Genomic DNA, 13,889 nt, shown 5'->3' on the forward strand with positions numbered 1-13,889 from the left:
ATCGGCACCGTGGCAGATGGCACCGGCCCGGCCGCCGTAAATGCGCTAGCATCGCTCCATGACCGACGCTATCAACACACTCACCCTGCCCAACGGCCTGCGCCTGACCCTGCGCCACGCCCCGCGCCTCAAGCGCGCCGCCGCCGCCTTGAGGGTACATGCCGGCAGTCATGACGCTCCGGCGAGGTGGCCGGGCCTAGCGCACTTTCTCGAGCACCTGCTGTTCCTCGGCACCGCGCGCTTCCCGCTGGAAGACGGCCTGATGCGGCATGTCCAGGCGTTCGGCGGCCAGGTCAATGCCAGTACCCGCGAACGCACCACCGATTTTTTCTTCGAAGTGCCCGTCTCGGCCCTGGGCTCAGCGCTGGAGCGCCTGTGCCAGATGCTCGCCGAACCGGACCTGAGCCTGGCACGCCAGCACCGCGAGCGTGAAGTGATCCATGCGGAGTTCATCGCCTGGTCGCGCAATGCCGAGGCGCAACGCCAGTTCAGGCTGTTGCAATGCGTATCGCCACATCATCCCTTGAGCGGGTTCCACGCAGGCAACCGGTACAGCCTGGCGTTGCAGGACCCGGCTTTCCAGCGCGCGCTGGGCGACTTCCATGCTCGCTTCTATCGCGGTGGGCAGATCCATCTGAGCCTGTGCGGGCCGCAATCGCTGATGCAGCTCGAAGCTCTGGGCCGGCAGTTTGGCAGCCTGTTCAGGGCGGGCGAAATGCAAGCGCAAACGCCTCCCGCACCCTTGCTCGATATTCCCTTGATCGAGCTCGAAGCCTCCAGAGGCGGCCTTGATTTGCTGTTCGCCCACGAGCACCTTCCGCCAGGTGCCGAGCAGGCCCTGGACCTGCTGCAGGCCTGCCTGAGCGACAGCCGCCCAGGCGGCTGGCTCGATGCCCTGCGCCAACGCGGCTGGCTCCAGGAGGTTCACAGCGATTCGCTGTATGCCTTTGCCGGCCAGTTGCTTTGGCACATCCGCCTGCAACTGCAGCCGGACGCCCCGCCAGCCGAGGTTCGCGCACTGCTGCACGGCTGGTTCGGCGCGTTGCGGCGCCTGGACGCCGCAGCGCTCAACAACGAGTTCGAGCGCCTTCAACTCAGTCGCAAGCAAGCAGCCAGCGCACTTGAACTCGCCCGTCGGGACAGTGCCCAGCGGCCGTTCGAAGCGCTGGATGCCCAGGCACTGAAAGCCTTCAAGGCATTGCTCGATGATCTGCCGAGCGGTGAGCAAGGCCAATGGCAGCAACCGCACGATGAGCCCCTGCTGATCGCCGACCTCCCGGTTGGATACGCAGCGCTGCCGGATGATCTGACCGTCAGCGACATCCTGCCGGTCGAGCGAGGCCTCGCAACGCTGTATCTACGCTGGCGTATCGCCTCGCCCCTGCGCGAGCGCTTTCACGCAGTGCTGTCACAAGCGCTGCAACCACTGCTCGAACGCGCCCGCCGCGCCTCGCTGCAGCTGGACTTCTCTCTCATTGGCGAACACTGGCAACTGCGCTGTGCGGGCACGTCTGGCGCGGTAATCCGCACCCTCGAACTGGCCTTGGAACACCTGCGCCACCCTGCACCCCACTTGCTGAACACACCTGCGCCCGCCGAGCCAGCGCACATCCCGATCAGGGCACTGCTCAAGGCACTGCCAGATCACCTGCGCGAGGCAACCATACAGCCACAGCCAGCCTGCCTGCTGGACCTGACAATGCTTGGGCAGATCTGGGCCAGCGCGCCTCGACACGGCCTCGCCATCGGCTTCGATGGCGCAGCGCAAGCGGCCCTCGGCGCGGTATTGGCACATGCACCGGGGTTGCCGGAGGCGCCACCGCCGGCCTCCCGGTCGTTGCCGGCCCGACGCTGGCTGCATCACCCCACGGGCGGCAGCGAGCATGCGCTGCTGCTGTTCTGCCCGGTTCCCGCACACGATGAAGGCGCAGGTCGGGTACTGGCGCAAGCGCTGCAAGGGCCGGTTTACCAGCGCCTGCGGGTCGAACTGCAACTGGGCTATGCCGTGTTCAGCGCCTTTCGTCAGATAGAAGGCCAAGGCGGCCTGCTGTTCGGTGTGCAATCGCCACAGGCAACGCCCGGCCAGATTCTCGAACACCTGCTCAGCCTGTTGGCCGACGGCGTCACGTTCGACCCCGCCGCCGTACGGGCCCTGGCCGCGCAGTTCGAGGAGCCGGCGATGGCCAATGCGGAAGTCGCCGAATGGGCCTGGCAGACATATCTGGCTACAGAGCCGACAGACCTTTCCCATCTGCGCAGGTCTATTCTCAGGACAGACCAGCCAATACTGGACGATCTGGTGAAACGCCTTCTGGACGCCGAGCACGGCTGGCTATGCCTGGCCACCAGCGAAGCACCGGATGCGCGCTTTGAGCAAATTCCCTCTGTCTGAGGCGAGGATTGTTACCTGTACTGCAAGGGCGCTTTTCGAAGAATTAACCTTTCGGTACAAATTTTTCTTGTAAGATAGCGCAATCTCAGCCAATGGAACCTCCTGACTCAGGCGGCACCAAAGTAGATAGCTGACATCCACCCACACCATCCGGAAGGAGTTCGACCATGACCACCTGGACCAAACCCGCTTACACCGACCTGCGCATCGGCTTCGAAGTCACAATGTACTTCGCCAGCCGCTAAGCAGCGCTGCAGTGCAACGCCTCGGCCCGCCGGGGCGTTTTCGTTTCATGGACCAGGGGCAAGACAGTAGCCATGTACATCCAGATTCTCGGTTCCGCCGCCGGTGGCGGTTTCCCCCAGTGGAACTGCAACTGCGTCAACTGCAAGGGCTTTCGCGATGGCAGCCTGCGCGCAACGGCACGCACCCAGTCGTCCATTGCCCTGTCCGACGACGGTGAGCACTGGATCCTGTGCAACGCTTCGCCCGACATCCGCGCCCAGCTCCAGGCCTTTGCACCGATGCAGCCGGCACGTGCCCTGCGCGACACCGGTATCGACGCGATCGTCCTGCTCGACAGCCAGATCGACCACACCACTGGCCTGCTCAGCCTGCGCGAAGGCTGCCCGCACCAGGTCTGGTGCACCGACATGGTCCACCAGGACCTGAGCACCGGCTTCCCGCTGTTCACCATGCTCAGCCACTGGAACGGTGGCCTGCAGTGGAATCGCATCGAGCTGCAAGGCAGCTTCGTCATCCCCGCCTGCCCTGATCTGCAATTCACGCCCTTCCCATTGCGCAGCGCGGCGCCACCCTACTCGCCGCACCGTTTCGACCCGCACCCAGGCGACAACCTTGGCCTGCTGGTCGAGGACCTGCGCACTGGCGGCAAGCTGTTCTACGCGCCGGGGCTGGGTCAGGTCGACGACAAGCTGCTGCAGATGATGCACGGCGCCGACTGCCTGCTGGTCGACGGCACCCTGTGGGAAGACGATGAAATGCAGCGCCGCGGCGTCGGCACCCGCACCGGCCGCGAAATGGGCCACCTGGCCCAGAACGGCCCCGGTGGCATGCTGGAGGTGCTCGATGCCTTCCCACGCCAGCGCAAGGTGCTTATCCACATCAACAACACCAACCCGATCCTCGACGAAGACTCCCCGGAGCGCGCCGAAGTCCAGCGCCGGGGCGTGGAAGTCGCCTACGATGGCATGAGCATCGAGTTGTAAGGAGGCCTGATGAGCGACGCACTGCCGATGTCCCCTGCCGAGTTCGAGCAGGCCCTGCGCGCCAAGGGCGCCTACTACCACATCCATCACCCCTACCACGTGGCGATGTACCAGGGCCGCGCCACGCGCGAGCAGATCCAGGGCTGGGTGGCCAACCGCTTCTACTACCAGGTGAACATCCCCATGAAGGATGCCGCGATCCTGGCCAATTGCCCGGACCGCGAAGTACGCCGCGAGTGGATCCAGCGCCTGCTCGACCACGACGGCGCCCCCGGCGAGGACGGCGGCATCGAGGCCTGGCTGCGCCTCGGCCAGGCGGTGGGCCTGGACCCGGAGCAACTGCGTTCGCAGGAGCTGGTGCTGCCCGGCGTGCGCTTCGCCGTCGACGCCTATGTCAACTTCGCCCGCCGCGCCTCCTGGCAAGAAGCGGCCAGCAGCTCGCTGACCGAGCTGTTCGCCCCGCAGATCCACCAGTCGCGCCTGGACAGCTGGCCGCAGCACTATCCCTGGATCGATCCGGCCGGCTACGAGTACTTCCGCACCCGCCTGGGCCAGGCCCGACGCGATGTAGAGCACGGCCTGGCGATCACCCTGCAGCACTACACCACGCGCGAAGGGCAGGAGCGTATGCTGGAAATCCTGCAGTTCAAGCTGGATATCCTCTGGAGCATGCTCGACGCCATGAGCATGGCCTATGAACTGAACCGCCCGCCCTATCACAGCGTCACAAGCGAACGGGTCTGGCACAAGGGGATCGCACTATGAGTCTCGACCGCACACTGGTGCCGAACTGGCGCACCGGCTACCGCTTCCAGTACGAACCCGCGCAAAAGGGCCACGTGCTGCTGTACCCCGAAGGCATGATCAAGCTCAACGACAGTGCTGGCCTGATAGGTGGGCTGGTCGATGGCCAGCGCGATGTCGCGGCGATCATCGCTGAGCTCGAACAGCAATTCCCCGGTATCCCGGAAGTGGCCGAGGACATCGAGCAGTTCATGGAGGTGGCCCGTGCCGAACACTGGATCACCCTCGCCTGAGGTGCCGGTCGGCCTGCCGTTGTGGCTGCTGGCCGAGCTGACCTACCGCTGCCCGCTGCAGTGCCCGTACTGCTCCAACCCGTTGGACTTCGCCGCCCAGGGCAAGGAGCTGAGTACCGAACAGTGGTTCGAGGTGATGGCACAGGCCCGTGAAATGGGTGCGGCGCAGATCGGTTTTTCCGGCGGCGAGCCACTGGTGCGCCAGGACCTCGCCGAGCTGATCGGTGAGGCCCGGCGCCTGGGCTACTACACCAACCTGATCACCTCCGGCATCGGCCTCACCGAGCAGAAGATCGCCGCGTTCAAGCAGGCCGGTCTGGACCATATCCAGATCAGCTTCCAGGCCAGCGACGAACAGGTGAACAACCTGCTGGCCGGCTCGAAGAAAGCCTTCGCGCAGAAGCTGGAAATGGCGCGTGCGGTGAAAGCCCACGGTTATCCGATGGTGCTGAACTTCGTCACCCACCGGCACAACATCGACCGGATCGACCGCATCATCGAGCTGTGCATCGCCCTCGAAGCCGACTTCGTCGAACTTGCCACCTGTCAGTTCTACGGCTGGGCGCACCTCAATCGCCTGGGCTTGCTGCCGACCAAAGAGCAGCTCGAACGCGCCGAGCGCATCACCAACCAGTACCGTGAACGGCTGAAAGCCGACGGCAACCCGTGCAAACTGATCTTCGTCACCCCCGACTACTATGAAGAACGCCCCAAGGCCTGCATGAACGGCTGGGGCAGCCTGTTCCTGACCATCACCCCCGACGGCACCGCCCTGCCCTGTCATGGCGCGCGTCAGTTGCCGGTGCAGTTTCCCAACGTGCGCGACCACGACCTGCGGCATATCTGGTACGACTCGTTCGGCTTCAACCGCTTTCGCGGTTACGACTGGATGCCCGAACCCTGCCGTTCGTGCGACGAAAAGGAAAAGGACTTTGGCGGTTGCCGCTGTCAGGCCTTCATGCTCACTGGCGATGCCAGCAAGGCCGATCCGGTGTGCGCCAAGTCGCCGGATCACGGCATCATTCTCAAGGCCCGCGAGGAGGCGCAGACCGCTCAGATGAACATCGAACAGATGACCTTCCGCAATGAGCGCAACTCCCGTGTCATCGCCCGCGGCTGAGTTCAGCGCCGCCCAGGCGGTGGCCGCCGGCACCGACTTCGCCGAACTCAAGGTCGGCGAGCAGGGGCTGTTCTGGAACGAATTCCGCCCCGCCGATGGCGCCTGCCGCATCTGGCACTGGCACCAGCAGCAGGCCCACTGCCTGACACCGGACGGTTTCAGCGCGCGCAGCCGGGTCTATGAATACGGCGGCGGCAGTTTCTGCCTGGCCCCGCAGGCGGTGGTCTTCGTCAACGAGAAGGACCAGCAGGTCTACAGCCAGGCGCTGGACGGCTCGCCCCCCCAAGCACTGACCGCAGCCTCAGAATGCCGCTATGGCGACCTGCAATGGCATGACGGCCAGGTGCTGGCGGTCGAGGAGCGGCATGGCGAATGCGTCGAGCACCGCTTGGTGACGCTGGCCGCAGGCATGCGCCAGGTACTGGCCGAAGGTGCCGACTTCTACGCCTCCCCTGTTCTGAGCCCCGACGGTCAGCGCCTGGCGTGGATCGAATGGGATCGCCCGGCGCAGCCCTGGACCCTTACCCGCCTGATGAGCTGTGCGCGGCAAACCAACGGACACTGGGGGCCGACGCACTGCGTGGCCGGCCAGGACGAGTCCCTGCAACAGCCTCGCTTCGACACTGACGGCAGGCTGTATTGCCTATCCGACCGCAACGGCTTCTGGCAGCCCTGGGGCGAGTTCGACGGGGGCTGGCAGGCTATCCCTGCCGAAGCTGCCGACCACGCTGCTGCGCCATGGCAACTGGGCGCCTGCACCTGGCTGCCCCTGGGCCCGCAAGGCTATCTCGCGACCTGGTTCGACAACGGCTTCGGCAAGCTGGCGATTCGCAGCGAAGACCAAGACCTGCAAGTGTTCGCCGAGGACTACACGCGGTTTCGCAGCCTGGCGATGGACGCACAGCACCTCTATGCCATCGCTGCCTCACCCACGCGCCCACCGGCAATCCTCGCCATCGCACGCGACGGCCAGCGCAGCCGGATCCTGGCAGGTGGCGGCGAGGTACTGCCAGCCGAGCGCATCAGTTATCCACAGCCCATCCGCTACCCGAGTGGCGACGCCCTGGCCCATGGATTCTTCTACCCAGCCATGGACAGCCAGCACACACCCCCGCTGGTGGTGTTCATCCACGGAGGCCCGACCTCGGCCTGCTACCCGGTACTCGACGCACGCATCCAGTACTGGACCCAGCGTGGTTTCGCCGTCGCCGACCTCAACTATCGCGGCAGCAGCGGCTATGGCCGCGCCTATCGCCAGGCATTGCACCTGCGCTGGGGCGAAATCGACGTGCAGGACGCCTGCGCCGCCGTTGCCTTCCTCGCCGGGCAAGGCTTGATAGACCCGGACAAGGCGTTCATTCGCGGCGGCAGTGCCGGCGGCTACACCACCCTGTGCGCCCTGGCCTTCCACGACGTATTCCGCGCGGGCGCCAGCCTCTATGGCGTCAGCGACCCCATCGCGCTGGGCAAGGCGACTCACAAGTTCGAAGGCGATTACCTGGACTGGCTGATCGGCGACCCGCAGCAAGATGCCGAGCGCTACCGGGAACGCACACCGCTACTGCATGCTGAGCGGATCAAGGCGCCGGTGATCTTCTTCCAGGGTGAGCTGGATGCGGTGGTAGTGCCGGAACAGACCCGCAGCATGCTGGAGGCGCTGAAAGCCAATGGCATCGAAGCGGTTGGGCACTTCTACCCTGAGGAGCGTCATGGTTTTCGCAAGGCACAGAACCTTGCCCATGCGCTGGAAGAGGAATGGCGGTTTTATTGCCGGGTGCTGGCGGGTTGAGGGGGCCGCGCCCGGCCCCGTCATGCGCTAGCGCTTGGCGATGATGTACACCGCGTGCACGATCCCCGGAATGTAGCCCAACAGGGTCAGCAGGATGTTCAACCAGAACGCGCCGCCGAAGCCAACTTGCAGGAACACGCCCAAAGGCGGCAGAAGAATAGCGATGATGATACGAATGAAGTCCATGTGAAGCTCTCCTGGGATGGTTCTCAACACAGACTAGTGCGCTTCGCTGGAGGTTCCACACTGATATCACGCCTGAAAAAAAACGCCCCGGGCCAAATACAGCTGGCCAAGGGCGATGCGCAGGAACGCGAGACGGTTCGTTGAAATTCGGTGGTCAGGCCGTCGCTTCGCGGCGAACCTGTTGGTGGGAATGCAAGCGGGCGAAGGCACGGGATAACCGCTGCAGCATTTCGTCGATATTGCCCCGGCTAACGGTCAGCGCCGGCGAGAAGCGCACCACATCCGCTTGCGGGGCATTGAGCAGCAGGCCTTCGTGCAGAGCTGCCTCGACCAGTTCCTGGGCCAGCGCTTCACGCAACTGCAACGCCCATAACAACCCCTGGCCCCGCACCTCGCCCTGCCCGTAGCGCCCCGCCAGACGGCTAAGACCCTCGCGCAGGTGCCGGCCGCTGTCCTGCACCTTCTCGAGAAAACCCGGCGCCAGCACGGTATCCAGCACCGCCAGGCCCGCCGCGCTCATCAGGGCGTTGCCGTGGTGGCTGCCCTCCAGCTCGCCCGGCGCGGCGCAGCAGGCCGTACCGCGGGCCAGCAGGGCCGCCAGCGGCACCCCACCGCCCAGGCCCTTGCCCAAGGTGAGGATGTCAGCACGCACGCCATAGATCTGTTCGGCCAGCAGCGCGCCACAACGGCCGATACCGGTCTGTACTTCGTCGAGAATCAACAGGATGCCCAGCTCGCGGCAGAGCTTTTCGACCCCCTGCAGGTATTCACGTGTTGCCGGAATCACGCCGGCTTCGCCCTGGATCGGCTCGAGCATGATCGCCACGGTGCGCGAGTCGACCTCGGCATGCAGCGCGGCCAGGTCGTTGAACGGCACCTTGCTGAAGCCTGGCAATCCCGGTTCACAGCGGTTGCACGGCAGCGGGTCGGACGCCGACAGCGCGCCAAGGCTGCGGCCATGGCAGGCCTGGCTGGCCGTGATGATGTGATAGGCGCCGCCGCGATGCAGCTGGCCCCATTTGCGCGCAAGCTTGATTGCGCCCTCGCAAGCCTCGGCGCCACTATTGAGCAGGTACGCCTGGTCGCTGCCGGTGCTTTGGCACAAGCGCCCGGCCAACGCCAGCAGCGCCGAGCTGTGAAAGCCCGCGCCCGGATTGATCAGGGCCTGGGCCTGGCTGCCGAGGGCCCTGGCCAGCACTTCAGGGCTGTGCCCGAGGCTGTTGACCGCGCAGCCCTGGGTGAAGTCCAGGTACGCATGCCCCTGGTCATCCCACAACCACGAACCCTGGCCCCGCACGAACACCTGAGGTGCGCGCTCGCGGCCAGGCATCAGCCACTCGCGGGACATCTGCGAGGGCTGCGCCTCATGCGTCGGGCTCTGCACGGGCCCGGCAACGGCCGCAGCCGAACGACGCAGCTTGAACAGGTTCATGATGACTCCAGGGCAATCACGGGGACGGCAAGGCGCCCCGGTCTTCGCCTGAGGTCGGATATTTTGCCTTGCCTATCAAAAGTGTTTCTCATCCGGGGCAACAATGAACCGGGCGGATCGCTTCAGCCCTCCGGAATACGGCGATAGACTAGGCGTACCGGCGCTTCGCGGCCATTTCGTTTTTTCAGCTTTTTCGATAAGTATTTCTTATGGATTTTCGCCAACTGCGTTATTTCGTCGCGGTCTATGAAGAAGGCCATGTGGGGCGGGCTGCAGAGCGTCTGTCACTGTCGCAACCGGCACTGTCGCAACAGATCCGCCAGCTTGAGCACAGCCTTGACCTGAACCTGTTCGAGCGCAGCAACAAACGCCTGCTGCCAACCCTCGCCGCGCACACCCTCTACAACCATGCATTGCCCCTGCTCGACGGGCTGCAGCGCGCCCAGGAAGCCATGCAGGGGTTCAAGGGCCAGTCCTTGCGTACCTTGGCCATCGGTGTGCTGCAGACCGTACGCCCGAGCCTGGTGCCGCGGCTGCTGGAGAAACTGCGCAAGGCCCAGCCACACCTGGTCGTGCAGATCTACGAACTGTCAGGGCTGGAAATCGAGCGGCGGCTACTCAATGGCAGCCTGGATATCGGCATCAGCTACCTGCCGCCACGTCAGCCAGGGCTGCACGGGCTGTTGTTGTACGAAGATGAACTGCAGCTTGTCATCCCCAATACGCATCAGTTGAAAGACTTCAAGAAGGTCTCGATCAGACAAGCCGCCGAACTGCCGCTGCTGATGCTGGGGGAGGAATTTCAGATCCGGCAGATCTGGAAGGCCCAACTGGCCAACCTCGGGCGCAGGCCGCAGGTGCAGGCAGAGATGAACAACATGGGGGGGATTCTCGACAGCCTGGCCAATACCGCCCTGGCGACCATCCTTCCGGGGCGGGCCAAGGAAGCGGCCGAAGACGATCAGGCACTGCTGTGGAAACCCCTGAGCGAGCCGCGGGTCCCGCTCAAGGTGGGCCTGGTGTTTCGCGATGCCCAGCGCCAGCAGGCATCGGTGGAGTTGCTGCGCACCCTGCTTGAGGAGGAGAGCGATGCCCGCCAGGCTGGCGTGCAGACACTGGATGGGCGCGGCGCATAAAAACGCCAGACAAAGAAAACCCCGCCGAGGCGGGGCTCTCCAGACTGTTTCCCTGACATCCTTATCGTCCCACCATCCTGGCGGGAAATCCTACGTGTCCCTGTTCTGTCCTTTGCGCTTCCTGCGCTCCGTCCATGTAAGAAAGATTAACCGTGGATCCAATCTTAGGAAAGAGGAGAAAAGTCACCGCGTAATGTAGGAAAAAGCTTACAAGGCCGAGGTTTTCAGAACGTCCTGTTTGCACTCGAAAACCCCGGCCCCTCGATCAGAATTGCGCGGCATCCAGCAGGTACAACGACTCGCTGCCCGCCTTCACCGATGCCACCAACGAATCCAGCCTTGGCAGCAGGCGGGCGAAGTAGAAGCGCGCCGTCCCAAGCTTCGCACCATAGAAGGCCTCGTCGCCCTCGCCAACCTGCGCAGCACGAGCCATCAGTGCCCACATGTAGCCATAGGCCACGTAACCGAACGCATGCAGGTACTCGACCGAGGCGGCACCAATTTCGTTGGGGTTGCCTTTCGCCTGCTCCAGCACCCACTCGGTCAAGCCGTCGAGCTGATCCAGCGCAGCGCCCAGCGGCCGCGTGAACTCGTCGTCGGCAGCGCCGAGGAACTGACGGATCTCGTCAGCGAACAGACGGTAGTACGCGCCGCCGCTGGCCACCACTTTGCGCCCCATCAGGTCCAGGGCCTGGATGCCGTTGGTGCCCTCATAGATCTGCGTAATGCGCACATCGCGCACCAACTGCTCCTGGCCCCATTCGCGGATGTAGCCGTGTCCACCGAACACCTGCTGGCCATGTACGGTGCACTCCAGGCCGAGGTCGGTGAGGAAGGCCTTGGCCACAGGCGTCAGCAAGGCCACCAGTTCCTCGCTGCGTTTGCGGGTAGCGGCGTCTTCGCTGAACTTGGCGCTGTCCAGTTGCATCGCGACATAGGTGGAAAACGCCCGACCGCCTTCGATCAGCGCTTTCATGGTGAGCAGCATGCGGCGCACGTCGGGGTGGACGATGATCGGGTCGGCGACCTTGTCCTTGGCTTGCGGGCCCGTCGGTGCACGGCTCTGCAAGCGGTCGCGGGCGTATTCGACGGCATTCTGGTAGGAGCGCTCGGCCGATGCCAGGCCTTGGATACCGACACCCAGACGCTCGTAGTTCATCATGGTGAACATCGCCGCCAGGCCTTTGTTCGGCTCACCAACGATATAGCCGACTGCCTCGTCGAAGTTCATCACGCAGGTGGCCGAAGCCTGGATGCCCATCTTGTGTTCGATCGAGCCACAGGTGGCCGGGTTGCGCGCACCCAGGCTGCCATCGTCGTTGACCAGGAACTTGGGCACCAGGAACAGCGAGATGCCTTTCGGACCAGCCGGCGCGTCCGGCAGCTTGGCCAGCACGAGGTGGATGATGTTTTCGGTCAGGTCGTGCTCGCCACCGGTGATGAAGATCTTGGTGCCGCTGACCTTGTAGCTGCCGTCGGCCTGCGGCTCGGCCTTGGTGCGGATGATGCCCAGGTCGGTGCCGGCATGGGGCTCGGTCAGGCACATGGAGCCGGCCCAGACGCCGGCGTACATGTTCGGCAGATACTTTTCCTTCAACGCTTCGCTGGCGTGGGCGTTGATCGACAGGCAGGCACCTGCGGTGAGCATCGGATACAGCCCGAACGACAGGCTCGAAGCGTTGACCATTTCCTCGACCTGGGCCGAGATGGCCTTGGGCATGCCCATGCCACCAAACAGCGGATCCCCGCCGACACCGACCCAGCCGCCTTCGGCGTAGGTCTGGTAAGCCTCGATGAACCCGGCCGGGGTGCGGACCGCGCCATTGTCCCAGTGGCAGCCTTCTTCATCAGCGGCGCGGCTCAGGGGCGCAATGCTCTTGCTGGTGACCTTGCCTGCCTCTTCCAGCACGGCCAGGGCAGTTTCGGCGTCGACAACCTCAGCCAGCCCCGGCAACTGGGACCAGAGATCGGCAACCTTGAAGACTTCATTGAGTACGAAGCGCATATCGCGCAGGGGCGCTTTATAGTCGGCCATGACAACCTCTCGCTAGCAGAGTCGGGGGCGGCCGCCATGGGCCGCACACTGGGTTGGAAGCAGTGTAACCGAACAACTTTTACGAGACATAGGGTCATCACGCGACCATATAGTCAACTATAGTCACGCCATGCGAACTGCCCCGCGCCGTGCAGTTTGCCCCTGCTGCATGACGCAGTTACGACCCGCAGCCTTGGCGCTGTAGAGCGCCTGGTCAGCGGATTTGAGCACTTCTTCCGGGTTGCGGTGCTCAGGTAGGCGCTCGGCGACGCCGATGCTGATAGTCACCGACACCGTGTTGCCCGCCGAACCTGCACGGCGCTGGCGCCCGGTGGAATCATCCTGTGGGCGGCTGTTCTGATCGCGCAGCTGGATGGCATAGTTAGCGATCATCTCGCGCACCGCTTCCAGGTGCGGCAGGCATTCTTCGGCGGTCTGCCCGGCGAATACCAGGGCGAACTCCTCACCGCCATAGCGATAGGCGCGCCCGCCCCCGGTCACCTTCGACAGGCGGCTGGCGACCAGGCGCAACACTTGGTCGCCGACATCGTGGCCATGGGTATCGTTGAATTTCTTGAAGTGATCCACGTCGGTCATGGCGATCACATAACTGCGGCCCAGGCGCTGCATGCGTTCGTTCAGCGCGCGGCGGCCAGGAAGGCCGGTCAGTTCGTCGCGAAACGCCATCTGGTACGCCTCGTGGGAGACGGCTGCGGCGATCATCAGCATCACCTGGCTGCACATGATGTTCAGGGTGAAGGGCAGGATGAACGTCTGCGGCAGCATCCAGAAGATCCCCACCAGGCCGGTGATCTGCGCGGCGTGCAACGGCCGGGGCTCGCGCAGGTACTGCACCACCAGCAGGATGAATACGCCCAGGAACAACGGGTAGGCCAACTGGATCAGGCTCATCCACTGCCCATGCAGCGACGGCCAGCGGATCTCTGCCAGCCACGTCAGCAACGTCTGTGGGTAACTCTGCTCCAGCGCCAGGGTCACGCTGCCAACCGCGAACAGCACGGCGAAGCGGGCAAGCATGTCCTGGGCCAGGTGGGTGCGTTCCTGCCAGGCGCCGAACAGCCCGAACAGTGCTGGCAGCAGCAGGCACACGAGGTGGAACACCACTGCAGCGTCTTCGCGGACCTTGCCATGATCGCGGTAGTAATCGGTCTGGGTATCGAGCAGGAAGTAGGCGATGTACACCGTGACCATCAGGAACAGTTCACGCTGGCGGCGGTACACCGCACAGTAGGCACCGCCGAGCAGCAGCACCAGGGTAGGTAATACGTTGAACAGGGACGTGAAGAACACGCTCAGGTCCCTGACATACGCCGCCGCAAGCCCCGACACCAGCAGCAGGATCGAAGGCAGAAAGTGGCTGGCGCGAACAGCGGATAGACGAAACAAGGGTAATCTCCGACCCGGCAGATCAATAATGGCATTGTGCCCTTACTTCATCGGCAGCGCACATGAATAGATGAATACAACGAAGGGTTTAACGGCAGGTGGGGGGCGAGTCTTGAGGTTTTCTCG

General features: G+C 64.1%; 12 protein-coding genes. 8 read left to right on the forward strand and 4 right to left on the reverse strand.

Annotated features, from left to right (window positions below):
- Window positions 1-58 precede the first annotated feature (58 nt).
- The 7 genes from pqqF to IAE40_RS06555 all read left to right on the forward strand — a co-directional run bounded on the left by pqqF (window position 59) and on the right by IAE40_RS06555 (window position 7,567).
- On the forward strand, window positions 59-2,392 hold the full coding sequence (gene pqqF / locus IAE40_RS06525) for a pyrroloquinoline quinone biosynthesis protein PqqF (protein ID WP_200602877.1): 2,334 nt from the start codon (window positions 59-61) through the stop codon (window positions 2,390-2,392).
- Window positions 2,393-2,559: 167 nt separating this feature from the next.
- Complete coding sequence (pqqA, locus tag IAE40_RS06530) at window positions 2,560-2,637, forward strand: pyrroloquinoline quinone precursor peptide PqqA (RefSeq protein WP_081255326.1); 78 nt, start codon at window positions 2,560-2,562, stop codon at window positions 2,635-2,637.
- A gap of 72 nt (window positions 2,638-2,709) precedes the next feature.
- Complete coding sequence (gene pqqB / locus IAE40_RS06535) at window positions 2,710-3,621, forward strand: pyrroloquinoline quinone biosynthesis protein PqqB (RefSeq protein ID WP_197889800.1); 912 nt, start codon at window positions 2,710-2,712, stop codon at window positions 3,619-3,621.
- A 9-nt stretch (window positions 3,622-3,630) separates the two neighbouring features.
- Window positions 3,631-4,386 carry a pyrroloquinoline-quinone synthase PqqC gene (gene pqqC, locus IAE40_RS06540; RefSeq protein ID WP_054892199.1) on the forward strand — a complete coding sequence of 252 codons (756 nt, stop codon included), beginning with the start codon at window positions 3,631-3,633 and terminating at the stop codon, window positions 4,384-4,386.
- Window positions 4,383-4,658 (forward strand): pyrroloquinoline quinone biosynthesis peptide chaperone PqqD, encoded by a 276-nt coding sequence (gene pqqD / locus IAE40_RS06545; protein ID WP_054892198.1) that lies wholly within the window; start codon window positions 4,383-4,385, stop codon window positions 4,656-4,658. The genes pqqC and pqqD overlap by 4 nt, the downstream gene beginning before the upstream one ends.
- Complete coding sequence (pqqE, locus tag IAE40_RS06550) at window positions 4,630-5,778, forward strand: pyrroloquinoline quinone biosynthesis protein PqqE (RefSeq protein ID WP_054892197.1); 1,149 nt, start codon at window positions 4,630-4,632, stop codon at window positions 5,776-5,778. The genes pqqD and pqqE overlap by 29 nt, the downstream gene beginning before the upstream one ends.
- Window positions 5,744-7,567 carry an alpha/beta hydrolase family protein gene (locus IAE40_RS06555; protein WP_200602878.1) on the forward strand — a complete coding sequence of 608 codons (1,824 nt, stop codon included), beginning with the start codon at window positions 5,744-5,746 and terminating at the stop codon, window positions 7,565-7,567. The genes pqqE and IAE40_RS06555 overlap by 35 nt, the downstream gene beginning before the upstream one ends.
- A 27-nt stretch (window positions 7,568-7,594) precedes the next feature.
- Here the strand turns inward: IAE40_RS06555 and IAE40_RS06560 are convergent, their stop codons facing one another.
- Both IAE40_RS06560 and IAE40_RS06565 read right to left on the reverse strand, forming a co-directional pair.
- Entirely contained in the window at window positions 7,595-7,753 is a 159-nt protein-coding gene (locus tag IAE40_RS06560; RefSeq protein ID WP_003177654.1) for a YqaE/Pmp3 family membrane protein, read from the reverse strand.
- A gap of 154 nt (window positions 7,754-7,907) precedes the next feature.
- Window positions 7,908-9,185 (reverse strand): aminotransferase class III-fold pyridoxal phosphate-dependent enzyme, encoded by a 1,278-nt coding sequence (locus IAE40_RS06565; protein ID WP_200602879.1) that lies wholly within the window; start codon window positions 9,183-9,185, stop codon window positions 7,908-7,910.
- A gap of 209 nt (window positions 9,186-9,394) precedes the next feature.
- On the opposite strand from IAE40_RS06565, the gene IAE40_RS06570 reads away from it, so the two are divergent.
- Window positions 9,395-10,321, forward strand: a complete 927-nt coding sequence (locus IAE40_RS06570; RefSeq protein ID WP_153772408.1) for a LysR family transcriptional regulator — start codon at window positions 9,395-9,397, stop codon at window positions 10,319-10,321.
- 265 nt (window positions 10,322-10,586) lie between these two features.
- Here IAE40_RS06570 and IAE40_RS06575 read toward each other — a convergent pair whose 3' ends face one another.
- Together IAE40_RS06575 and IAE40_RS06580 are read right to left on the reverse strand one after the other, a co-directional pair.
- The gene (locus IAE40_RS06575; protein WP_200602880.1) at window positions 10,587-12,356 is read right to left on the reverse strand and encodes an acyl-CoA dehydrogenase C-terminal domain-containing protein; all 1,770 of its coding nucleotides are present in this window, start codon (window positions 12,354-12,356) and stop codon (window positions 10,587-10,589) included.
- 123 nt (window positions 12,357-12,479) lie between these two features.
- Window positions 12,480-13,763 carry a GGDEF domain-containing protein gene (locus IAE40_RS06580; RefSeq protein ID WP_153772409.1) on the reverse strand — a complete coding sequence of 428 codons (1,284 nt, stop codon included), beginning with the start codon at window positions 13,761-13,763 and terminating at the stop codon, window positions 12,480-12,482.
- Window positions 13,764-13,889 lie beyond the last annotated feature (126 nt).

It is taken from the genome of Pseudomonas sp. S44 (genome assembly GCF_016624805.1).
Lineage (GTDB): Bacteria > Pseudomonadota > Gammaproteobacteria > Pseudomonadales > Pseudomonadaceae > Aquipseudomonas > Aquipseudomonas machongensis.

Coding starts and splice junctions, on each gene's coding strand:
- IAE40_RS06565 (WP_200602879.1), bottom strand. CDS start 9,185: ATGAACCTGTTCAAGCTGCGTCGTTCGGCTGCGGCCGTTGCCGGGCCC.
- pqqB (WP_197889800.1), top strand. CDS start 2,710: ATGTACATCCAGATTCTCGGTTCCGCCGCCGGTGGCGGTTTCCCCCAG.
- pqqC (WP_054892199.1), top strand. CDS start 3,631: ATGAGCGACGCACTGCCGATGTCCCCTGCCGAGTTCGAGCAGGCCCTG.
- IAE40_RS06560 (WP_003177654.1), bottom strand. CDS start 7,753: ATGGACTTCATTCGTATCATCATCGCTATTCTTCTGCCGCCTTTGGGC.
- IAE40_RS06570 (WP_153772408.1), top strand. CDS start 9,395: ATGGATTTTCGCCAACTGCGTTATTTCGTCGCGGTCTATGAAGAAGGC.
- pqqD (WP_054892198.1), top strand. CDS start 4,383: ATGAGTCTCGACCGCACACTGGTGCCGAACTGGCGCACCGGCTACCGC.
- IAE40_RS06575 (WP_200602880.1), bottom strand. CDS start 12,356: ATGGCCGACTATAAAGCGCCCCTGCGCGATATGCGCTTCGTACTCAAT.
- pqqA (WP_081255326.1), top strand. CDS start 2,560: ATGACCACCTGGACCAAACCCGCTTACACCGACCTGCGCATCGGCTTC.
- pqqF (WP_200602877.1), top strand. CDS start 59: ATGACCGACGCTATCAACACACTCACCCTGCCCAACGGCCTGCGCCTG.
- IAE40_RS06555 (WP_200602878.1), top strand. CDS start 5,744: ATGAGCGCAACTCCCGTGTCATCGCCCGCGGCTGAGTTCAGCGCCGCC.